17 protein-coding genes are annotated in these 21,886 nt (G+C 73.8%); 8 read left to right on the plus strand and 9 right to left on the minus strand.

The window, feature by feature from the left end; all coding sequences use genetic code 11:
* Window positions 1-1,285: 1,285 nt before the first annotated feature.
* On the plus strand, window positions 1,286-2,488 hold the full coding sequence (locus AFM16_RS08275; protein ID WP_078632915.1) for an amino acid deaminase/aldolase: 1,203 nt from the start codon (window positions 1,286-1,288) through the stop codon (window positions 2,486-2,488).
* 46 nt (window positions 2,489-2,534) lie between these two features.
* On the opposite strand, the gene AFM16_RS08280 is transcribed toward AFM16_RS08275, so the two are convergent.
* Genes AFM16_RS08280 through AFM16_RS08290 form a run of 3 tightly spaced genes read right to left on the minus strand, consistent with a single transcriptional unit; the run spans window position 2,535 to window position 6,105 of the window.
* Window positions 2,535-3,326, minus strand: a complete 792-nt coding sequence (locus AFM16_RS08280) for a 3-oxoacyl-ACP reductase (protein WP_030795590.1) — start codon at window positions 3,324-3,326, stop codon at window positions 2,535-2,537.
* On the minus strand, window positions 3,323-4,711 hold the full coding sequence (locus AFM16_RS08285; RefSeq protein ID WP_078632916.1) for an aldehyde dehydrogenase family protein: 1,389 nt from the start codon (window positions 4,709-4,711) through the stop codon (window positions 3,323-3,325). The genes AFM16_RS08280 and AFM16_RS08285 overlap by 4 nt, the downstream gene beginning before the upstream one ends.
* A gap of 32 nt (window positions 4,712-4,743) precedes the next feature.
* Complete coding sequence (locus tag AFM16_RS08290) at window positions 4,744-6,105, minus strand: glutamine synthetase family protein (protein ID WP_078632917.1); 1,362 nt, start codon at window positions 6,103-6,105, stop codon at window positions 4,744-4,746.
* 97 nt (window positions 6,106-6,202) lie between these two features.
* On the opposite strand from AFM16_RS08290, the gene AFM16_RS08295 reads away from it, so the two are divergent.
* Entirely contained in the window at window positions 6,203-6,952 is a 750-nt protein-coding gene (locus tag AFM16_RS08295) for a FadR/GntR family transcriptional regulator (RefSeq protein WP_078632918.1), read from the plus strand.
* A gap of 51 nt (window positions 6,953-7,003) precedes the next feature.
* Window positions 7,004-7,699, plus strand: a complete 696-nt coding sequence (locus tag AFM16_RS08300) for a gamma-glutamyl-gamma-aminobutyrate hydrolase family protein (RefSeq protein ID WP_078632919.1) — start codon at window positions 7,004-7,006, stop codon at window positions 7,697-7,699.
* A 27-nt stretch (window positions 7,700-7,726) separates the two neighbouring features.
* On the opposite strand, the gene AFM16_RS08305 is transcribed toward AFM16_RS08300, so the two are convergent.
* A complete protein-coding gene (locus tag AFM16_RS08305; protein ID WP_078632920.1) occupies window positions 7,727-8,650 on the minus strand; it encodes a LysR family transcriptional regulator in 924 nt (307 codons plus the stop codon).
* A 70-nt stretch (window positions 8,651-8,720) separates the two neighbouring features.
* Between AFM16_RS08305 and AFM16_RS08310 the strand changes: the two genes are divergently transcribed.
* Window positions 8,721-9,899 (plus strand): TDT family transporter, encoded by a 1,179-nt coding sequence (locus tag AFM16_RS08310; protein ID WP_078632921.1) that lies wholly within the window; start codon window positions 8,721-8,723, stop codon window positions 9,897-9,899.
* On the opposite strand, the gene AFM16_RS08315 is transcribed toward AFM16_RS08310, so the two are convergent.
* The 4 genes from AFM16_RS08315 to AFM16_RS08330 form a co-directional block, all read right to left on the minus strand.
* On the minus strand, window positions 9,811-10,530 hold the full coding sequence (locus AFM16_RS08315; RefSeq protein WP_078632922.1) for a helical backbone metal receptor: 720 nt from the start codon (window positions 10,528-10,530) through the stop codon (window positions 9,811-9,813). The two genes, AFM16_RS08310 and AFM16_RS08315, sit on opposite strands and share 89 nt — an antisense overlap.
* On the minus strand, window positions 10,530-11,117 hold the full coding sequence (locus AFM16_RS08320; RefSeq protein ID WP_030795567.1) for a helix-turn-helix domain-containing protein: 588 nt from the start codon (window positions 11,115-11,117) through the stop codon (window positions 10,530-10,532). The genes AFM16_RS08315 and AFM16_RS08320 overlap by 1 nt, the downstream gene beginning before the upstream one ends.
* A gap of 449 nt (window positions 11,118-11,566) precedes the next feature.
* On the minus strand, window positions 11,567-13,381 hold the full coding sequence (locus AFM16_RS08325) for an ABC transporter permease/substrate binding protein (RefSeq protein ID WP_078632923.1): 1,815 nt from the start codon (window positions 13,379-13,381) through the stop codon (window positions 11,567-11,569).
* The gene (locus AFM16_RS08330; RefSeq protein WP_078632924.1) at window positions 13,374-14,483 is read right to left on the minus strand and encodes a quaternary amine ABC transporter ATP-binding protein; all 1,110 of its coding nucleotides are present in this window, start codon (window positions 14,481-14,483) and stop codon (window positions 13,374-13,376) included. The genes AFM16_RS08325 and AFM16_RS08330 overlap by 8 nt, the downstream gene beginning before the upstream one ends.
* A gap of 218 nt (window positions 14,484-14,701) precedes the next feature.
* On the opposite strand from AFM16_RS08330, the gene AFM16_RS08335 reads away from it, so the two are divergent.
* From AFM16_RS08335 to AFM16_RS08350, 4 genes are all read left to right on the plus strand, one after another.
* Window positions 14,702-15,607, plus strand: a complete 906-nt coding sequence (locus AFM16_RS08335) for a 5'-3' exonuclease (RefSeq protein WP_078636875.1) — start codon at window positions 14,702-14,704, stop codon at window positions 15,605-15,607.
* A 160-nt stretch (window positions 15,608-15,767) separates the two neighbouring features.
* Window positions 15,768-16,613: a siderophore-interacting protein gene (locus tag AFM16_RS08340; RefSeq protein WP_078632925.1), complete on the plus strand. Its 846-nt coding sequence runs from the start codon at window positions 15,768-15,770 to the stop codon at window positions 16,611-16,613.
* Between the two features lie 226 nt (window positions 16,614-16,839).
* Window positions 16,840-18,396 carry an amino acid permease gene (locus AFM16_RS08345; RefSeq protein WP_078632926.1) on the plus strand — a complete coding sequence of 519 codons (1,557 nt, stop codon included), beginning with the start codon at window positions 16,840-16,842 and terminating at the stop codon, window positions 18,394-18,396.
* Between the two features lie 1,006 nt (window positions 18,397-19,402).
* Entirely contained in the window at window positions 19,403-20,386 is a 984-nt protein-coding gene (locus tag AFM16_RS08350; protein WP_078632927.1) for a pseudouridine synthase, read from the plus strand.
* Here AFM16_RS08350 and AFM16_RS08355 read toward each other — a convergent pair.
* The gene (locus tag AFM16_RS08355) at window positions 20,380-21,879 is read right to left on the minus strand and encodes a cytochrome P450 (protein ID WP_078632928.1); all 1,500 of its coding nucleotides are present in this window, start codon (window positions 21,877-21,879) and stop codon (window positions 20,380-20,382) included. The genes AFM16_RS08350 and AFM16_RS08355 overlap by 7 nt on opposite strands.
* Between the last annotated feature and the right edge of the window lie 7 nt (window positions 21,880-21,886).

Below are 21,886 nucleotides of genomic sequence, written 5' to 3' on the forward strand. Positions count from 1 at the left end.
CTGACCGGCCGGGCGGGAGCCGTCCGGGCCCGTCTGGCGCGGACCCGTCCAACCGGGACGGCGGAAGTCGTGCAGGCCGCCGGGAGCGGCAGCGGGGCGGGGGACGTCCGAGGCGTGATTCGAACCCTGGGTACCCGGGCCCTCGGCCGAACCCGGGACGTCCCGGGCCCCGGTGGCCCCGGGAGCCGTCTCCGGGCGGGGCGGCCACGAGGCACTCGGCGCCGGGGTGCGGGGCTCGTCGGCCGCCGCCGGGCGGGTCGGCGGCGCGACGGGCGGCTCCGGGCGAGCAGGCGACGAGGCACCCGGGCTCAGGTGGGCCGACGCAGCAGGACCCGGTGCCAGGTGGGCCGACGACGACGCACCGGGGGCCGGGTGAGCAGGCGACGGTGAGCCCGGGGTCAGGTGGGCCGCTGACGGGGAGCCCGGTGCCGGATGGGCCGCTGACGAAGCACCCGGGGCCGGGTGAACAGGCGCCGCGGCACCCGGGGCCAAGTGGGCCGCTGACGGGGAGCCCGGTGCCGGATGGGCCGCTGACGAAGCACCCGGGGCCGGGTGAACAGGCGCCGCGGCACCCGGGGTCAGGTGAGCCGCTGACGGGGAGCCCGGTGCCGGGTGAGCAGGCGGCGCAGCACCCGGGGTCAGGTGAGCCGCTGACGGGGAGCCCGGTGCCGGATGGGCCGACGACGCCGCGCCCGGCGCCGGGTGTGCCGGAGGCGGCGGGGTGTCGGGGAAGCGGGCCGATGCGGGGGGCGGGGGCGGGGTGTCCGCACGGTTGGCTGTGTGGGCCGGGCGGTCGAAGGCCGACCACTTCGCGTCCCCGGCCGGGTCGGAGGCCGACCAGTTCGCGTCCCCGGCCGGATCAGGGGCCGACCAGTTCACGTCCCCGGCCGGGTCGGAGGCCGACCAGTTCGGGTTCTCGGCGGGGTCGGAGGCCGGCGGGGCCTGGGCGGGGCGTGGGGGGACCTCCGGGCGTGGGGGGATCGAGGCGCGGCGTGCTTCCGTGCTCAATGCGCCCCCCGTTTCCTCGTGCCCGGGCCGTCGTTCTCGTACGCGGGCCCGCGTGTGTGCCGCGGCGGCCCGGTGCGGACGTCGTGGTCCGTCCTGGGCACGCATACCCGCACGACCCGGCCGGCATCCCGACGTGGCTTCCCGGCCGGAGCCGTCCTCCGTGTGCGCGTCACTCTACGGCTTGTTCCGGCGCGAACGGGAACCAGTCCGCGGCCCCGGGGCATCTGCCCGGATCGTCCCCCTACCCTGCGGTAATCCAGTCTGGCAGGCTTCGTTCATGACTGCGCGCGCCGCCGACCGGGCCCGGTACGACCGGGCCACCGAGCATCTCGACGCCCCCGTCGCGATCGTCGATCTGGAGGCTTTCGACGCCAACGCCGCCGATCTCGTGCGGCGGGCCGGCGGCAAGCCGATCCGGGTGGCGAGCAAGTCGGTGCGCTGCCGGGCCCTGCTGGAGCGTGTGCTCGCCAGGGACGGCTTCGCCGGTGTCATGTCCTTCACCCTCGCCGAGTCCCTGTGGCTCGCGCGCTCCGGGTTCGAGGACATCCTGCTCGCCTACCCCTCGGCCGACCGTTCCGGCTTCGCCGAGCTGGCCGTCGACCCCAAGCTCGCCGGCGCCGTCACCGTCATGATCGACGACGTGGCGCAGCTCGACCTGATCGACGCCTCCCGGGCCGGCGGCACCGAAGTGGTGCGGGTCTGCCTGGAGTTGGACACCGCGCTGAAGCTGTTCGGCGGCCGGGTGCGGGTCGGCGCCCTGCGTTCACCGCTGCACTCGCCGTCCCAGGTGGCGGACCTGGCGCGGGCGGTGAGCCGCCGGCCGGGCTTCAAGATCGTCGGGATCATGGCGTACGAGGGCCATGTCGCGGGCGTCGGCGACTCGCTCGCGGGACGGCCGCTGCGCTCGCGGGCGATCCGGCTGATGCAGGCCACCGCCCGGCGTGAGCTGGCGGAGCGGCGCGCCGCGGTGGTGCGCGCGGTGCGGGCCGTCGTACCGGATCTGGAGTACGTCAACGGCGGGGGCACCGGCAGTGTGGAGAGCACCGCCGCCGAGTCCTCGGTGACGGAGATCGCCGCGGGGTCCGGCCTGTACGTGCCGCGGCTGTTCGACAACTACACGTCGTTCAGCGGCCGTCCGGCCGCCCTGTTCGCGCAGCCCGTGGTGCGGCGGCCGGGGGTCGGGGTCGTGACGGTGCTGGGCGGCGGCTACCCCGCCTCCGGTGCCGCCGGCCCGGACCGGCTCCCGGTGCCGTATCTGCCGGAGGGCCTGCGCTACGACCCCCAGGAGGGGCCGGGCGAGGTGCAGACCCCGCTGCTCGGCTCCCCCGCCGACGATCTGCTGATCGGCGACAAGGTGTGGTTCCGGCACGCGAAGGCCGGTGAGCTGTGCGAGCGGTTCGAGGTGCTGCACCTCGTCGAGGGCGACCGGGTGACGGCGACCGTCCCGACGTACCGGGGCGAGGGCCACACCTTCCTCTAGCAGGGCAGGGGGCCACACCTTCCGATAGCAGGACAGGAGAACGGCCTTACAGCGGGGTGACGTACGCGCCCGAGATCCCGCCGTCCACCAGGAAGTCGCTGGCGTTGACGAAGGAGGAGTCGTCGCTGGCCAGGAAGGCGACGGCGGCGGCGATCTCCTCCGCCTCGGCGAACCGGCCGAGCGGGATGTGGACCAGGCGGCGGGCGGCCCGCTCGGGGTCCTTGGCGAACAGCTCGCGCAGCAAAGGGGTGTTGACCGGTCCGGGGCACAGCGCGTTCACCCGGATCCCCTCGCGGGCGAACTGCACGCCCAGTTCGCGGGACATCGCCAGCACGCCGCCCTTGGAGGCGGTGTACGAGATCTGCGAGGTCGCGGCGCCCATCCTCGCCACGAAGGACGCCGTGTTGATGATGGAGCCCCTGCCCTGGCGCCGCATGTAGGGGAGGGCGGCCTTGCAGCACAGGTAGACGGAGGTGAGGTTGACCTCCTGGACGCGTTTCCAGGCGTCGAGGCCGGTGTCGAGGATGGAGTCGTCGTCGGGCGGGGAGATGCCCGCGTTGTTGAAGGCGATGTCGACACTGCCGTAGGTGTCGTACGCCGTCCTGAAGAGGGCTTCGACCTGCTCGGCGTCGGTGACGTCGGTCCTGACGAAGAGTCCGCCGACCTCCTCGGCGGCCGCCTTGCCGGCGTCCTCGTCGATGTCGGCGCAGACGACGTGCGCGCCCTCGGAGGCGAGCCGGCGGGCGGTGGCGAGGCCGATGCCGCTGCCGGCTCCGGTGATGACGGCCGTACGGCCGACGAGGCGACGGCAGACGATGCCCTCGGTGGATGCGGTCACTGTGCGGGGCCCTCCGTGCTGATGAAGACGTTCTTGGTCTCGGTGAAGGCGGTCAGGGCGTCCGGGCCCAGCTCACGGCCGACCCCGGACTGCTTGTAGCCGCCGAAGGGGGTCCAGTAGCGGACGCTGGAGTGGGAGTTGACGGACAGGTTCCCGGCGCGCACGGCACCCGAGACGCGCAGGGCGCGGCCGATGTCCCGCGTCCACAGGGATCCGGAGAGGCCGTAGGGGGTGTCGTTGGCGAGCCGGATCGCGTCCGCCTCGTCGGTGAAGGGGAGCAGCACGGCCACGGGGCCGAAGATCTCCTCGCGGGCGGCGTCGGAGTCGGGCGCGGCGCCGGTGAGGACGGTCGGCGGGAACCAGAAGCCGGGCCCCTCGGGTGCCGTGCCGCGCAGGGCGGGGGCGTCGTCGGGCACGAACGACCGCACACGGTCGACCTGTTGACGGGAGATCAGCGGGCCCATCCGGGTCGCCTCGTCGGCGGGGTCGCCGACCACGACGGCCGACAGTTCCCGGGCGAGCAGGTCGGCGACCTCGTCGTAGACGGTCTCCTGGACGAGGATCCGGGTGCGGGCGCAGCAGTCCTGGCCGGAGTTGTCGAGGAACGAGAAGGGGTCGACGGCGGACTTCAGATCGGCGTCGGCGAAGACGATGTTCGGGCTCTTGCCGCCGAGTTCGAGGGTGACGGGCTTGACCTGGCGGGCGCAGCGCTCCATGACCTCGCGGCCGGTGCGGGTGGAGCCGGTGAAGACGATCTTCGCCACGTCGGGGTGGTCGACGAGCGCCCGTCCGGCGACCGCGCCATGACCGGGCAGCACCTGGAAGAGATGCTCGGGCAGGCCCGCTTCCAGGGCGAGTTCGGCCAGTCTGAGCGCGGTCAGCGGGGTGGTCTCGGCGGGTTTGAGGACGACCGCGTTGCCGGCGGCGAGGGCCGGGAAGGAGCCCCAGGCGGCGATCGGCATGGGGAAGTTCCAGGGGGCGATCACGCCGACGACGCCGAGCGGTTCGTGGAAGGTGATGTTCCAGCCGCCGGGGACGGGGATCTGCCGGCCGGTGAGGCGTTCGACGCCGCCGGCCGCGTAGAGCAGCAGGTCGCGGGCGTTGCCGGCCTCCCAGCGGGCGTTGCCGAGGAGGTGCCCGGCCTCGCGGACCTCAAGGCGGGCCAGCTCTTCGAGGTGGCTGTCGACGGTGTCGGCGAAGCGGCGCAGCAGCCGGGCCCGGTCGGCGGGGGCCGCGGCGGCCCAGCCGGTCTGGGCGGCGCGGGCGCGGACGACCGCGCGGTCCACGTCGGCGGCGTCGGCGGCCGGGACGGTGGCGACGACCTCCTCGGTGGCGGGGTCGAGGACGATCAGCTCGTGCGGGTGCTGGTCGGACTGGTCGGACACGGACGGACCTTTCCCGGGCGTCACTGGACGGTTCACAGGCGTTCGAAGGAGCGGCGCAGCTCCCAGTCGGTGACGGCGGCGTCGAAGGCGTCCAGCTCGACGCGGGCCATGTTGCGGTAGTGGGCGACGACGTCCTCGCCGAACGCGGCCGCCGCGAGCGGGCTGGCCGACCAGAGTTCGGCTGCCTCGCGCAGGGTGGTGGGGACGTGCGCGAGTCCGGCGGCGTAGGCGTTGCCCGTGCAGGGCTCGGGCAGGTCCAGTTTCTGCTCGATGCCGTGCAGTCCGGCGGCGACGAGCGCGGCGACCGCGAGGTGCGGGTTGACGTCCCCGCCGGGCAGCCGGTTCTCGAACCGCAGCGAGCGGCCGTGTCCCACGACCCGCAGGGCGCAGGTGCGGTTGTCGTGGCCCCAGGCGACGGCGGTGGGGGCGAAGGAGCCGGGCTGGAACCGTTTGTAGCTGTTGATGTTGGGGGCGTGGAGCAGGGAGAAGTCGCGCAGCGCGGCGAGCTGGCCCGCGAGGAAGTGCCGCATGGTGTCGGTCATGCCGCCGTCGGCGGCGGCGAAGGCGTTGCGGCCGTCGGCGTCCGTGAGCGAGAGGTGGATGTGGCAGGAGTTGCCCTCGCGCTCGTTGTACTTCGCCATGAAGGTGAGCGAGACGCCCTCCTGGGCGGCGATCTCCTTGGCGCCGGTCTTGTAGACGGCGTGCTGGTCGCAGGTGACGAGCGCCTCGTCGTAGCGGAAGGCGATCTCGTGCTGGCCGGGGTTGCACTCGCCCTTGGCGGACTCGACGGTGAGGCCGGCGCCGGCCATCTCGTTGCGGATCCGGCGCAGCAGCGGCTCGACCCGGCCGGTGCCGAGGATCGAGTAGTCGACGTTGTACTGGTTGGCCGGGGTGAGCCCGCGGTAGCCGGCGTCCCAGGCGGCCTCGTAGGTGTCCTTGAAGACGATGAACTCCAGCTCGGTGCCGACCTGGGCGGTCAGTCCGTGCTCGGCGAGGCGCTCCAGTTGGCGGCGCAGGATCTGGCGGGGGGCGGCGACCACGGGCGCGCCGTCGTTCCAGGCGAGGTCGGCGATCACCAGGGCCGTGCCGGCGTTCCACGGGACGCGGCGCAGGGTGGTGAGGTCGGGGCGCATGGCGAAGTCGCCGTAGCCGTTGTCCCAGGAGGACATGGCATAGCCGTCGACGGTGTTCATCTCGGTGTCGACGGCGAGGAGGTAGTTGCAGCCCTCGGTGCCGTGCCGCAGGACCTCGTCGAGGAAGAAGCGGGCGGCGAACCGCTTGCCCTGGAGCCGCCCTTGCATGTCGGGGAAGGCCAGGACGACAGTGTCGATCTCACCGCTCGCGACGAGGGCGTGCAGTTCCTCGACACCGAGCGGGGGTGTGCGGTCTGCCACGGGAGGGCCTCCTTCGGGGCTTTCCTCGGCTGTTTCCGGGCGGCCGGGAGCCATAAGGTATTGCGGAGAACCATTGCTTGGGAAGGGGGCACGGCCGGTGTCGGTGGACGCGGACGGATCGGCGAGCGGGTCGTACGGCGACCGGCTGACGCAGGTGCTGCGCCCGGTGCGGGCCGGCAACGGCTTCGAGGAGGCGCTGGAGCAGATCCTCCAGGTGGTCCGCCTGGGCCTGGTCCCGGCGGGCGGGCGGCTGCCGGCCGAACGGGAGCTGGCGGAGCGGCTCGGGATCAGCCGGGTCACGCTGCGCGAGGTGCTGAAGGTGCTCCAGGACCAGGGCCTGCTGGAGTCCCGGCGCGGCCGGTACGGCGGGACGTTCGTGCTGCCCCGGCCGGACGGGGGCGGAGGCGAGGCCGCGCTGCGGCGCCGGATCGCCGAGGTCGACGTCGAGGACGTCCTGCGGTTCCGGGAGGTGCTGGAGTCCGGCGCGGCGGGGCTGTGCGCGGCGCACGGGCTGACCGGTGAGCGCGCGGACCGGCTACGTGAGGCGCTGGCCCGGACCGCGGACGCCCCGCTGGCCGACTACCGGCGGCGGGACACCCTGCTCCATCTCACCCTGGCCGAGCTGTGCGGTTCGCCCTCGCTGGCGGCGCGGTACGCGGCGGTGCGGGCGACGGTGAACGACCTGCTCGACTGCATCCCGCTGCTGGTGCGCAATCTGGAGCACTCGCAGCGCCAGCACACCGCCCTGGTGGAGGCGGTCCTCGACGGGGACGCGGACGGGGCGCGGGAGATCGCGCGCGAGCACTGCGCGGGGACGGCGGCCCTGCTTCGGGGGTTCCTGACGTGAAAAGGTATGCGTAGAGTCCATTGGGATGACGAGCGGTGGGCGGGAGGGCGGATGGTGAACGGCGGACGGCCGCTGATCGGTGTGAGCACCTATCTGGAGGCCGGTACGCGCTGGGGCGTGTGGGAGCTGGAGGCCGCGCTGCTGCCGGCCGGCTACCCGCGGCTGGTGCAGCGGTCGGGCGGTCTGGCCGCGATGCTCCCGCCGGACGCCCCGGAGCACGCCGCGGCGACGGTCGCCCGGCTGGACGGCCTGGTCGTCGCGGGCGGGCCCGATGTGGAGCCGGTGCACTACGGCGCCGAGCGCGACCCCCGCACCGGCCCCCCGGCCCGGGAGCGGGACGCGTGGGAGCTGGCGCTGATCGACGCGGCGCTCGCGGCGGACGTGCCGCTGCTCGGCGTCTGCCGGGGCATGCAGCTCCTGAACGTGGCGCTGGGCGGCACGCTGACCCAGCACATCGACGGGCACGTGGAGACCGTCGGCGTCTTCGGCCACCACCCGGTCAAGCCCGTCCCCGGCACGCTCTACGCGGAGGCGGTGCCGGAGGAGAGCGACGTACCGACCTATCACCACCAGGCGGTGGACCGCCTCGGCTCGGGCCTGCTCGCGTCGGCGCACGCGGCGGACGGCACCGTGGAGGCGATCGAACTGCCCGCCGCCGGATGGGTGCTGGGCGTGCAGTGGCACCCGGAGATGGGCCGGGACCTGCGGGTGATGCGGGCACTGGTACGGGCGGCGGCCGCCCGCTGAATCCGCGAACCCTGGGCGTGACCGGTCCTAACCCCGCGTCAGGGACAGCAGCTCCCGGGCCGGTCCCGTCGGGCGGTGGCCCGTGGGCCAGACCGCGCGCAGGTCGCGGGCGAGGGTCACACCGTCCACCGGGATGTCGACCAGGCGGCGCAGCGCCAGCTCCTCCCCCACCGCGAGTTCGCTCAGGACGGCGGGGCCCGCCCCGCTCACCGCGGCCGCCTTGACCGCGGTGGTCGAGGACAGCTCGATCAGCGGCCGGGCCAGCCCGCCGAGCGCGGTGTCCAGGACCTGCCGGGTGCCGGAGCCCTTCTCGCGCAGGATCAGCGGGGTCGACGCCAGCTCGGCGGCGGGCAGGGCGCGTCGGCGCCGGGCCCAGGGGTGCCCGGGGGCGACCACCACGACGAGGTGGTCGTGGGCGATGACCGTCGAGTCCAGGCCGCCCGGCACCGTCAGCCCCTCCACGAACCCGAGGTCGGCCTCCCCGGAGAGCAGCCGCTCGGCGACCGCCGCCGAGTTCCCGGCGAGCAGCGAGACGGCCGTGTCGGGGCGCTGGGCGCGCAGCGCGAGGAGCCAGCCCGGCAGCAGGTACTCGGCGATCGTCATGCTGGCCGCCACCCGCAGCCGGGAGTCCCGCCGGTCCCGCAGCGCCTGGGCGCCCGCGTCGAACGCCTCCGCCGCCTCGACGATCCGCCGGGCCCAGTCGGTGACCAGCGCGCCCGCGTCGGTGAGCCGCGAGCCGCGCGGTGAGCGGTCGACGAGGGCCACGCCGAGCTGGCGTTCCATGGAGCGCACCCGGCTGCTCGCGGCGGGCTGGGTGATGCCCAGCTCGCGCGCGGCCTGGCCGAGGCTGCCCAGCCGGGCCACGGCCAGCAGCAGTTCCAGCGCGCCCAGGTCCGGGACCCGATGGGCCAGCGAACCGACGACCTCGGGCTGTTCCTGCGCACTCCCCATAAGGCCAGTTTATGCCCCCATAGAGTCATCCTCCCTGGTCGCGGCGGTCCGGCCGGGCGACCGTGGAGCCATGGTCACCGCAGCCCATCCCCTGCCCGCGCACCTCGGCCCCCACCCCGGGCCCCGCGCAGCCGCCGTCCGGCACCTCGGACCGAACTGGTACGCCACCGTCATGGGCACGGCGATCGTGGCCACCGCGGGGGCCGCGCTGCCGTTCCCGGTGCCGGGGCTGCGCCCGCTGTGCGCGGCCGTGTGGGCGCTGTCCCTGGCCCTGCTGGTGACCCTGCTGACGGCCCGTGCCCTGCACTGGCGCCATCACCGCGACCGGGCCCGCGCCCATCTGCTGGACCCGGCGACGGCGCCCTTCTACGGCTGTCTCGCGATGGCCCTGCTGGCCGTGGGCGGCGGCGCGCTCGCCGTCGGCCGGGACTGGATCGGCGTCCGGGCGGCGGTCCTGCTCGACGCCGTGCTGTTCACCGCCGGGACGGCCGTGGCGCTCACGGCCGCGGTCGCCGTGCCGTACCTGATGGCCGTACGGCATCGGGTGGCGGCCGCGGAGGCGACGCCCGTGTGGCTGCTGCCGCTCGTGGCGCCCATGGTGTCGGCGGCGCTCGGGCCGTCGCTGGTGCCGTATCTGCCGGCCGGGCAGGCCCGGCAGACGCTGCTGTTCGGCTGTGTCGCGCTGTTCGGGCTGAGCCTGTGCGCGACGCTGCTGATGCTGCCGCTGGTCTTCGGGCGGCTGCTGACGGGCGGGCCGCTGCCGACGGTGCTGGTCCCGACGCTCTTCCTGGTGCTGGGGCCGCTGGGGCAGTCCACCACCGCGGCCGGGAAGTTCGCCGAGGTCGCCCCGGGCGTGGTGCCCGGCCCGGACGGGCGGGGCTTCGCGGTGTTCGCCGTGCTGTACGGGGTGCCCGTGACGGGGTTCGCGCTGCTGTGGGCGGCGCTGGCGACCGCCCATGTGGTGCGGGCCCGGCGGCGGGGCATGGGGTTCGCGATGACCTGGTGGGCGTTCACGTTCCCGGTGGGCACCTGTGTGACCGGCGCGGCGGCGCTGGCCCGGCACACCGGCCTCGCGGCCTTCGACGTCCTGGCGGGCGTGCTGTACGCCGTCCTGGTGGGTGCCTGGCTGGTGGTCGGGGCGCACACCGTGCGCGGGCTGGTCAGCGGAGAGCTGCTCGCAGGGCCTCGCCCAGCACCCTCGGCGCCTCGGCCAGCGACGGTCCGTACCACGTCAGGTGCCGTCCGCTGACGAGCGCGTGGGGCAGCCCGGGGAACGCCTCGGGGCCGTCGTCCTCGGTGAAGCGGTAGGGCTCGTCGGGCAGCACCACGAGGCCGGGCCCGGCGGCCCGCAGCTCCTCCAGGGGAATCCTCGGATAGCGCTCCGGATGGCCGCGGTACAGATGGTCGACGCCGAGGCGGGCGAGCACGTCCCCGGCGAAGGTGTCACGGCCCAGCACCATCCACGGGCGGCGCCAGATCGGTACGACGGCCGTGGCCCGGGGCGTGAGGGGGTCCGGCCGCTCCCAGCGCTCCTGGGCCTCGTCCAGCCAGCGCGGCCGGGTGGCGGCACCGCAGGCCCTCAGCACCCGCTCCAGTTCCCGGAAGGCCGCGGGGACGTCCCGCACCTCGGTCACCAGCACCTCGGTGCCGGTGGCGCGCAGCGCGTCGAGGTCGGGGGCGCGGTTCTCCTCCTCGTTGGCGATCACCAGGTCGGGGCGGAGCGCGGTGATCCGTTCGAGGTCGGGGTTCTTGGTGCCGCCGATCCGGGTGACGTCGAGGCCCGCCGGACGGCCGCACCAGTCGGTGGCCCCGGCCAGCACCCCCGGCACCGACACGGCGACGGCCTCGGTGAGCGAGGGCACCAGCGAGACGACCCGCACTAGCGCTTCCGGCCGCGGTCCCGGTCCCGGACCGCCTCGATGTGTTCCGCGACCGCGACGACGACCACCCGGGTGTCCGGTTCGGTGGCGCGCCAGCGGTGCCGGACGCCGCCGGTCAGGTACAGGGTGTCGCCGCGGCCCAGACGGTACGCGCGGCCCTCGGCCTCGATCTCGACGGCTCCGTCGGCGACGTACAGGAGCTGGTCGTTGCGGTACTGGAACTCGCGGCCCGGGTCCTGCTCGCCGGTGAACTCGGAGGCGTGCATCTGGTGGTGTCCGCGCACCAGGGACCGGGAGCGCGGCTCGGGTCCCGGCCCGGTGGCCTCGGTGACGTCGGCACGCACGACGTCGACGCTGCACGCCGGGTCGGCGGCGGCGAGGAGTTCCACGGCGGTGGTGCGCAGCGCGTCGGCGACCTTCTCCAGGGAGCCGGTGGAGGGCCGCGCCCGGTCGTTCTCGATCTGGCTCAGGAACGGCACCGACAGGCCGCTGCGCTCGGCCACGACGGCGAGGGTGAGCTGGAGGGAGCGGCGGCGCCGTCGCACGGCCGCGCCCACGCGCAAGGGTTGTTCTTTGTGGTCGCCCATCGCTCCGGCTCCCTCCTTCGCTCGTCGTCCCGGCGCCTCGCGCCCTCACGTCCGTCCGCTGTGTTCTCTCCGAGGAGTTCTCTGCACCCTACGCATGTTCGGCAAACCGTTTCATGTGCCCGTCGCATCGAGGGCGCGCGGGGTGGCGCGCGACCCGACAGTTCACGCCAGCCGACGGGGCGGCCGGCGCGGCGGGCGAGCGCCCGCCCGGTTCGTTCTCGGTTCAATGCGCGGACGGCCGCGAGTGTTCCCGCTCGTGGCCGCCCGCGCAAGACTCAGGCCCGGGGCTGGGCATGGCTCTGCGTGGTTGGCCGGATCTGTGCCGTGGCGGCGGGGCGGACGGGGCGGGCCGCGGGGCGGGCCGGACGGCACGAGGGGCGGGCACCGGTCCACGTCCGAGAACGTGTTCCGGCGCCCGCCCCTCGTCGGGCGGCCGCGGTGCTGTCAGGTCACCGGCCCGCCCCGCTCTTCTCCCCCGATTCGGCCACCGGTACCCACTTCTCGACGAGACCGGGGTGTTCCTTCAGCCAGGTACGGACCACGTCCTGTTCCCCGCCCTTGCCGGCCTGCTGGATCCGCGCCTCCAGACCGGTGAGCTGTTCCTCGGTCATCGAGAAGTCCTTCAGCCAGGCGCCGACCTCGGGCCGGTCGGCGGCGAGGTCCCGGCGCGCGATGGTGTGCACGCCGTCGCCCTGGCCCCAGGCGCCCTCGGGGTCCTTGAGCTTCTTCAGGTCGTACTCGCTGTACGCCCAGTGCGGGGACCAGAGCGTGACGGCGATGGGCTGCTTCTTGGCGTACGCGCGCTTGAGTTCGGCGAGCATCGCGGGGGTGGAGCCGTCGACGACCTCGTAGGCGTCCTCCAGGCCGTAGCGCGGGAGGACCTCGTCCTTGAGCAGGCCCATCATTCCGGCGCTGGGCTCGATGCCGGTGATGCGGCCGCCGAACTCGGAGGCGTGGGCCTTGAGGTCCGCCAGCGTGTTCACGTCCTTCATGTACGCGGGGACGGTCAGCTCCAGGGAGGTGGGTCCGTACCACTTGCCGAGGTCGGCGAGCTGATCGCCGTACTTCTTCCAGTACTCGGCGTGGGTGGTGGGGAGCCAGGCGTCGGTCTGGAAGTCGATCCGGCCGGTGGCGAGGCCGGTGTAGAGGGGGCCGGCGGTGTACTGGGTGGCGGTCACCTCGAAGCCGCGCCGCTCCAGGAGTTCCTTCCAGAGGTAGGTGGAGGCGATGCCCTCGTCCCAGGGGATGTAGCCGATGGTGATCTTCTCGCCCCGGCCGACGTTGGTGGCGGAGGTGTCGGCGGGGCCGCCCTTGGAGCCGGTCAGGCCGAGGCCGCCGGCCGCGAGCGCGAGGACGACCACGCCGACGACGGCGACGGCCGCGCGCGGGCGGTACGTCCACATCGTCGTCCGGGCCTTGGCGGCGGCGCGGCGGCCGAGCGGGGAGATGCGGGTGCCGAGGGCGCCGGTCATCCGGTCCAGGTAGATCGCGAGGACGACGATGCCGAGGCCCGCCTCGAAGCCGAGGCCGATGTCGAGCCGGCCGATGGCCTCGTTGACGGCGCCGCCGAGGCCGCCGGTGCCGACCATGCCGGCGATGACGACCATCGACAGGCCGAGCATGATGACCTGGTTGACGCCCGCCATGATGGTGGGCAGGGCCAGCGGGAGCTGCACCCGCAGCAGGGTGTCGCGGGGCCGGGTGCCGAACGCCTCGGCGGCCTCCACGAGTTCGGCGTCGACCTGGCGGATGCCCAGCTCGGTCATGCGGACGCCGGGGGCGAGCGCGAAGATCAGGGTGGCGACGACACCGGCCGGGACGCCCATGCCGAAGAACAGGATGGCCGGGATCAGCAGCACCATCGACGGCATGGTCTGGAGCAGGTCCAGGACGGGCCGCAGGGCGGTGGCGACCGCCTTGGAACGGGCGGCCCAGATGCCCAGCGGGACCGAGATCACCAGGGCGATCAGGGTCGCCACGAGCACCAGGGAGAGCGTCGACATCGCCTCGTCCCACAGGGCGAGGGAGTCGATCAGCGCGAATCCGGCGAAGGCGAGGACACCGGCGGCGAGCCCGCGCAGCCACCAGGCGAGCACGGCGAGGATGCCGGCGAGGAGCAGCGGCTCGGGGGCGGTGAGGACGGCGTCGAGACCGTCGTAGAGGCCCTCGACGACGGTCTTGACCGCGTCGAAGAGCCAGGACAGGTGGGTGACAAGCCAGTCGACGCCGGAGTCGACGTGGTCGCCGAGGTGGAACCTAGGCACGGGCGGTCACCTTCTTCGTCCCGTCGCAGGGCAGGCCGATGTCCAGGGCGTCCGCCCGGGTGTCGGTCCAGGTTCCGGAGCGGGTGTCGCCGAGGAAGCGGACCAGGCGCTGCCGCGGGACGACGCCGACGAGCCCGCGGGCGCCGTCGACGACGGCCACCGGGTGCGGCAGCCGGGCGCTGAGCGCGCACAGGGCGGTGAAGGGGGTGTCCGGGGTGGCGGTCTCGCAGCCGCAGTCGGCCTCGTCGCCGTCGGTGCGGGTGTCCATGACGGCGCCCGCGGTGAGCACGCGGGTGCGGTCGACGTCCTGGATGAAGGAGGAGACGTAGTCGTCGCCGGGGCGCAGCAGGATGTCCTCGGCGGTGCCGGTCTGCACGATGCGGCCGTCGCGCATGACGGCGATGCGGTCGCCGAGGCGCATGGCCTCGTTGAGGTCGTGGGTGATGAAGACGATGGTCTTCTTCAGGGTCTGCTGGAGGGTGAGGAGCTGGTCCTGCATGTCGCGGCGGATCAGCGGGTCCAGGGCACTGAAGGACTCGTCCATCAGGAGCAGATCGGCGTCGGTGGCGAGGGCGCGGGCCAGGCCGACGCGCTGCTGCATGCCGCCGGACAGCTCGTCGGGCCAGGACGTCTCCCAGCCGGCCAGGCCGCACAGCCGCAGCGCCTCGGCGGCGCGTTCCTCGCGCTCGGGGCGGGGCACGCCCTGGACGGCGAGGCCGTAGGCGGCGTTGTCGAGGACGCTGCGGTGGGGGAAGAGCGCGAAGTGCTGGAAGACCATGCTGATCTTGCGGGCGCGGACCTCGCGCAGGGCGCGGGCGTCGAGGGCGGTGAGGTCCTGCCCGTCGAAGAGGACGCGTCCGGCGGTCGGCTCCAGCAGACCGTTGAGCATGCGGAGCAGGGTGGACTTTCCGGAGCCGGACAGGCCCATGACGACGAAGATCTGGCCGGGGTCCACCGTGAAGGAGGCGTCGATGACGGCGGCGGTGGTGCCGTCGGCGCGCAGTTCCTCCCGGTCGGCTCCGCCGCGCAGCCGTTCGACCGCCTCTTCCTCTCGTCCGCCGAACACCTTGAACAGATGCTCGGCCTCAAGCCTGGTGGACACGCGTACCTCATCGTTCGGGGACAGGACGGGAGCGGCACGGGCGAAGGGTGCCCGGCGCCGCTCCGGGGCGGCGCCTGCCCTGGTCCGAAGGGGTCAAACGTACGAGTGGTCCTCCTCACAGCGGGTTTGAGCGGAGATCCGCGCGTGCCACGGGAGTGAATACCGGCGGGTCACATGGGCACCCGTGAGGCATGATGCGAGGCGTGACCGGACGACTGATGCTCCTCGACACCGCCTCGCTGTACTTCCGCGCCTACTTCGGGGTGCCGGACTCGGTGCGGGCGCCGGACGGCACCCCGGTCAACGCCGTGCGCGGTCTGCTGGACTTCATCGACCGGCTGGTCAAGGACCACCGGCCCGACGAGCTGGTGGCGTGCATGGACGCCGACTGGCGTCCGAAGTGGCGGGTCGACCTGATCCCCTCGTACAAGGCGCACCGGGTCGCCGAGGAGCGCGCGGCCGGTCCGGACGAGGAGGAGGTGCCGGACACGCTCTCGCCGCAGGTGCCGGTCATCGAGGCGGTCCTGGACGCGCTGGGCATCGCGCGGGTGGGGGTCGCCGGGTACGAGGCGGACGACGTGATCGGCACCTTCACGGCGCGGGCGCGCGGTCCGGTCGACATCGTCACCGGCGACCGCGACCTCTACCAACTGGTGGACGACGCGCGCGAGGTGCGGGTGCTGTATCCGCTCAAGGGCGTCGGCATCCTCCAGCTCACCGACGAGTCCTGGCTGCGCGAGAAGTACGGCGTCGACGGGCGCGGGTACGCCGATCTGGCGCTGCTGCGGGGCGATCCGAGCGACGGGCTGCCCGGGGTGCCGGGGATCGGCGAGAAGACGGCGGCCAAGCTGCTGGCGGAGTTCGGCGATCTGGCGGGGATCCTGGCGGCGGTCGACGACCCGGCGGCGCGGCTGACGCCGTCGCAGCGCAAGCGGCTCGACGAGTCCCGGCCGTATCTGGCAGTGGCGCCGACGGTGGTCCGGGTGGCCGCGGACGTGCCGCTGCCGGACGTGGAGACCGCGCTGCCGCACTCCCCGCGCGACGGGGAGACACTGGAGGGACTGGCGCGGCGGTGGGGGCTCGGCGGGTCGCTCCAGCGGCTGCTGGGCACCTTGGGCGCGTAGGCGCCGCCCACCGGGACCACGCACCGGGACCGCGCACCGGGATCGTCCGCCGGGACCGCCCTCCGGGAGGGAGAGGCCGACCGGCTTCTCGGAGGGTGAGCGTAACCAGGGGAGGGGATGCTAACTTAGGTAAACCTAACCATACTGATGGGAGGCCGTCATGGCAGAACGTCCGGCACGGAAGCCCCGGAAGCCGCATTCCGCGCAGGTCGTCCGCACCGAACGGCTGACCCCGCACATGCAGCGCGTGGTGCTCGGTGGTGAGGGTCTGGCCGAGTTCGAGGCGGACACGTGTACCGATCACTACGTGAAACTGCTCTTCGGCCCCGAGGGTGTGACCTACCCGGAGCCGTTCGACATGGAGCGGATCCGCGAGGAGTTCCCGCGCGAGCAGTGGCCGGTCACCCGGACGTACACCGTGCGGCACTGGGACGCCGAACACCGCGAGCTGACCCTGGACTTCGTCGTCCACGGCGACGAGGGCCTCGCCGGGCCGTGGGCGGCACGCGTCCAGCCGGGCGAGACCGTGCGCTTCCTGGGCCCCGGCGGCGCCTACGCGCCCGACCCGGCCGCCGACTGGCATCTGCTGGCCGGTGACGAGAGCGCCCTGCCGGCCATCGCGGCGGCCCTGGAGTCGCTCCCGGCCGGTGCCGTGACGCACGCCTTCATCGAGATCGCGGGCCCCGAGGAGGAGCAGAAGATCGACTCCGACGTGGAGGTCACCTGGCTGCACCGCGGCGACCGGCCCGTCGGCGAGCGGCTCGTCGAGGCCGTGCGCGCGCTGGAGTTCCCCGAGGGCCGGGTGCACGCGTTCGTGCACGGCGAGGCGGCGGCCGTGAAGGAACTGCGCCGGCTGCTCCGGGTCGAGCTGCAGATCCCGCGCGAGGACCTGTCGATCTCCGGCTACTGGCGGCTCGGCCACAACGAGGACGGCTGGCAGGCGTCCAAGCGCGAGTGGAACGCGCGCGTGGAGCAGGAACAGGAGGGCGCGGCCCCGGCGGCGTGACGCGCCCTTTCCCGGCCGCGTGACGCACCCGTCCCTGGCCGCGTGACCGGCCCGCCCCCGCATCGGCTGCTCTCTGACTCCTGACGCGACGTATCGCGATCGGGTGGAACCGGTGCGGGAGTGAGCACTTGGGCCCGTCGCGGACACCATGGCGTGACGCGCACGAAACAGGCGGTACCTAATTTCTGTCGCCCGACAGGAATTCGCCTCCAAGGCAGGTGCCGCCGTGACGACCACCTCACCCACCGACGTACGTCCCGATCCGCCGCACTCCCCCGGGCCCGCCGACGCCTCGCTCGCCGAGTTCGGCTACCCCCAGGAACTGCACCGCAGCCTGGGCCGGTACGCCTCCTTCGCCGCCGGGTTCTCCTTCATCTCCGTCCTGACGACGGTCTTCCAGTTCTTCGCCTTCGGATACGCCTTCGGCGGCCCCGTCTTCTTCTGGGCCTGGCCGGTCGTCCTGGCCGGACAGCTCATGGTGGCCGCCTGCTTCGCCGAACTGGCCGCCCGCTACCCGATCTCGGGCGCGATCTACCAGTGGTCGTCGCGGCTCTCCACGCCCGCCTTCGGCTGGTTCGCGGGCTGGATCATGGTGATCGGGCAGATCGTGGTGGTCGCCGCGGCCGCCCTCGCGCTCCAGATGGTGCTGCCCGCGATCTGGCCGGGCTTCCAGCTCATCGGCACCGACCCCGCCCCCACCTCACCGGACGGCGCGGCCAACGCGGCCCTGCTCGGCGTGGTCCTGCTGGCCCTGACGACCCTCGTCAACGTGGTCGACAACCGGGTGATGTCCGTGATCAACCGGGTCGGGGTGACCGCCGAGATCATCGGCGCGGTGCTCATCGTCGTCCTGCTGCTCACCCACTCCGAGCGCACCCCGACCATCACCTTCCACACCGAAGGCGCCGCGCAGAACGGCCTGTTGGGGGCGTTGCTCGTCGGATCCTTCACCGCCGCCTATGTGATGATCGGCTTCGACAGCGCCGGTGAGATGAGCGAGGAGACCCATCATCCGCGCCGCACCGCGCCCCGCACGATCCTCACCGCGCTCGGCGCGGCCGGTCTGCTCGGCGGCCTGATCGTGCTCGGCGGTCTGCTGGCCGCCCCCAGCCTCACCGACGGCCGGCTCGCCACCGACGGACTCAGCTACGTCCTGACCAGCAGCCTCGGCGACGGCGTCGGCAAGCTGCTGCTCGCCGACGTGGTGGTGGCGATCGCGGTGGCCACCCTCGCCATCCAGACGTCGGCCTGCCGGATGCTGTTCTCCATGGCCCGCGACGGACAGCTCCCCTTCTCGGCCCGCCTAGCCCGGGTCAACCCCCGCACCGGCATGCCCAGCGCCCCGGCGATCGTCGTAGGCACCCTCGCAGCCGCCCTGTTGCTCCTCAACTTCGCCTCCCCCGAAGCCTTCCTGGCCATCGGCACCACCTGCATCGTCATGCTGTACCTGGCGTACGCGATGGTCACCGGCCCGCTGCTGGTGCGCCGCCTGCGCGGCGAGTTCTCCACGTCCGGCCACGACGAGACCGGCGCCCCCCTCTTCTCCCTGGGCCGCTGGGGCATCCCCGTCAACGCCCTCGCCCTCCTCTACGGCCTCCTGATGACCGTCAACCTGGCCTGGCCCCGAGCAGCGGTGTACGACCCGGCGGGCGGGCACTGGTACTTCCAGTGGTTCACGGTCCTGTTCCTGACCGCCACGGTGACAACGGGCCTGGCCTTCCGGGCATACCGCCGCCGCACGGCACCGACACCGACCACCGCACCGGAAGCGGCGACCGCGTGAGCTGCGCGCCCGGGGGCCGCCCCTGGGCGCGTGGGGCGAGGGTGGGTGTCGTGGCACGGACCGCGACACCCCACCTGCGGGACGGCGCAGGGACCGGGGGCCACCTCAGGGACAAAGGCCCAGCCCGCCAGCGGCCGGGACCACGACCCACAGGGCGAAGGTGATCGAGACGCGGCCGCGTCACGCCGCCGGGGCCAGGTGGACCATCGCAGGCACGCTGGATCAGCCCGTGGGCGGTCGGGAGCAGGGACTGCGGGGGGCACGGGTGGCCGTGACACGGGCCGCCACCCTGCCCGCGCGACGCCGCCGGGGCCAGGTGGGCCACCGCAAGGACGCAGGACCGGCCCGTCGGCAGCCGGGACCGCAGGGCGGGGATAGTCGTGGCACAGGTCCCGCGCCCCGGACCGCGCGACGCCACCGCGGCCAGGTGGTCCACCGCCGCAGAGACGCAGGACAAGCCCGTCGGCGGTCGGCAGCACGGCCCCCGAGGCGCGGGTAGTCCTGGCAACGGACCCCGCGACACCCAACCGCGGGACGCCGCCGCTGCCGGGGGCCACCCCAGGACGAAGGACCGGCCCGTCGACAGCCGGGACCGCGGGGCGCGGGTGGCCGTGACACGGGCCGCGACACCCCGCCCGCACGACGCCGCGGGGCCAAGCGGCCCACCACACGGACGCGGGAGCAGCCCGTCGACAGCCGGGACCGCGGGTCGTCGTGACACGGGCCCCGTGGCATCCGACCGCAGGACGCCACCGTTTTCAGGGGCCGCCCCAAGGACGCAGGACCGCTCCTCAGCCGCGCCGGGACCACGGAGCGCGGAGCGCAGGTGGTCGTGCCACGGGCCGCGACACCCCACCCGCACGACGTCGCTGGGGCCGGATGGGCCGCCCCAGGGACGCCGGATCAGCCCGTTGGCGGCCGGGCGGACAGACCGGAGGGCTTCAGCTCCGGAGTGGCTGTGTGGGGCGGTCGGTGGGGCAGGTGCGGGGCCGTAGGCTGGGGCGGGATGAGACGTCGTGTTGTTCCTCCGCCCTCTCCCCTGCCTCAGCGTGACGGGATCGATGCGGTGCGGGTGCGGTTGCCGGGGGAGGGTTCCTGGGGGACCGTTCGTGAGCATCTGGTCGAGCGGCTGAGCGGGGCCGGGGCCGGGGTGGTCGACGGGATGCTGCGGGACGGGCGGATCGTCGGGGCGGACGGGCGGGCGGTGGCGCCGGACGCGCCGTACGTGCCGGGGATGTTCGTCTGGTTCCACCGCGAGCTGCCCGCCGAGGTGCCGGTGCCGTTCCCGCTGGAGGTCGTGTACCGCGACGCGCACATCGTCGTCGTCGACAAGCCGCACTTCCTCGCCACCACCCCGCGCGGCAGCCATGTCACCGAGACCGCGCTGGCCCGGCTGCGGCGTGAGCTGGATCTGCCCGCGCTCGGTGCCGCGCACCGGCTGGACCGGCTCACCGCCGGGCTGGTGCTGTTCACGGTGCGGCCCGAGGAACGCGGCGCGTATCAGGGCCTGTTCCGCGAGCGGCGGATGCGCAAGGTGTACGAGGCGGTCGCCCCGTACGACGCCACACGCGCGTGGCCGGTGACCGTGCGCAGCCGGATCGTGAAGGAGCGCGGGCGGCTCGCCGCGTACGAGGTGCCGGGCGAACCGAACGCGGTCAGCGTGGTCGAGCCCGTGGAGCACCGGGGCGACGGGCTCGCCCGGTACCGGCTGGTGCCGGAGACCGGGCAGACCCATCAGCTCCGGGTGCACATGACCGCGCTCGGCGTTCCGATCCTCGGCGATCCGCTCTACCCCGAGGTGGCCCCGCCCGTGCCGCCCGGCGACTTCCGGCGCCCGCTGCAACTGCTCGCGCGGGAGCTGGAGTTCACGGATCCGGTCACGGGCAGGGAGCACCGGCTGCGCAGCGGCCGGGCCCTCGACGCGTGGGCGGCGTACGGCCGTTGGGCGGCCGGAGGACCTGACGTCGTAGAGCCGTCAGGGCCTCAGTAGCCGCGCCACCACGCCAGGAACCGGCGCCAGGCGTTCGGCCGGCGCGGCGGCAGGGCGGTGGACGCGTCAAACGGCGGGGCGGCGACCGGTTGCGGCACAGGCTCGGGCGTCGGCACCGGGGGCGCCGACGGTGCCGGCAGGGGCTCCATGACCATCGGGGGGACCATCCGCTGCGGCGGGACGTGCGCGTGGCTCGGCCTGAGCTTGACGTCCTGCTGGGACCGCGGCTCGAAGTGCACCGGCAGCTCCACCAGATGCCGGGAGGCGATGGACGTCGTCCAGCGCAACTCCTCCTCGTCGCAGTCGAGCTGGATGTCCGGCAGCCGGGTCAGCAGCGCGTCCACGCCGACGTCGGCGATGGCGCGGCCGATGTCCTGGCCCGGGCACTCGTGCGGACCGCTGCCGAAGGCGAGGTGCGAACGGTTGCCGCGCATATGGGCGGAGAGGTCGGGGCGCACCCGGGGATCGACGTTGCCGGGGGCGGGCGCGAAGAACAGGCCGTCGCCCTTGCGGATGCGCTGGCCGCCCAACTCGGTGTCCTGCTTGGCGAAGTAGCCGAAGATCGTGCTGAACGGCGGCTCGTCCCACAGGGATTGCTCGACCGCCTCCGGCACCGTCATCTCGCCGCCGTTGAGCTGGGCGAGGAAGCGCGGGTCGGTGAGGATCATGCGCAGCACGTTGGAGAGCAGGTTGACCGTCGCCTCGTAGGCGGCGAAGAGCACCAGGCGCAGATGCTCGCGGACCTCGTCGTCGGTGAGTCCCGCCGGGTCGGCGATGAGATGGCTGGCGAAGTCCTCGTCGGGCTGGGCGCGGCGGCGGCTGGTGAGCCTGCTGAGGGCGCCGACGACGTACTCGTGGCTGGCGACGGCGGTCTCGCTGCCCTTGAGCGCGTCCCGGGCGGCGGCCACCATCGTGTCGTTGTACTCCTCGGGCATGCCGAGGATCTGGCACAGCACGGCCATGGGGAGGTGTTCGGCGAACTGGCCGACCAGCTCCGCGGTGCCCTTCTCGCAGAAGCGGTTGACGAGGGTCTGCGCGGCGCGGTGGATGTACTGGCGGGTGCTGCGGTCGTCGATGGTCACCATGGCGGCGGTGACGGCGCCGCGCAGCCGCCGGTGCTCGTCGCCCTCGGCGTGCGCGCAGATGGGCTGCCAGGCGATGTGCGGCATCAGCGGGTGGTCGGGCCTGACCCGGCCGTCGCGCTGCGGCGCCCAGATACGGGTGTCCTTGGTGAAGTGCGAGGGGGAGCGCGTCAGTTGCAGGTTCTCGGCGTGCCCGAGGACCATCCACATCGGCAGGTCGTCGTGGAGCAGAACGGGGGCCACGGGGCCGTACTCCTCGCGGAGTTGCTCGTACAGCTCGCCCAGGTCCTCCGCGCCGGGGCCGTAGAGCCGGGCCGGGGTGCCGGGGACGCGGCCGTGCGCGGGGCAGCCGGGCGGCGGGTCGAGGGCGAGGTCGTGCGGGCCGCTGGGGGTGGGGTGTTCAGACGTCACAGGAGTC

Source organism: Streptomyces antibioticus (assembly GCF_002019855.1).
Lineage (GTDB): Bacteria > Actinomycetota > Actinomycetes > Streptomycetales > Streptomycetaceae > Streptomyces > Streptomyces antibioticus_B.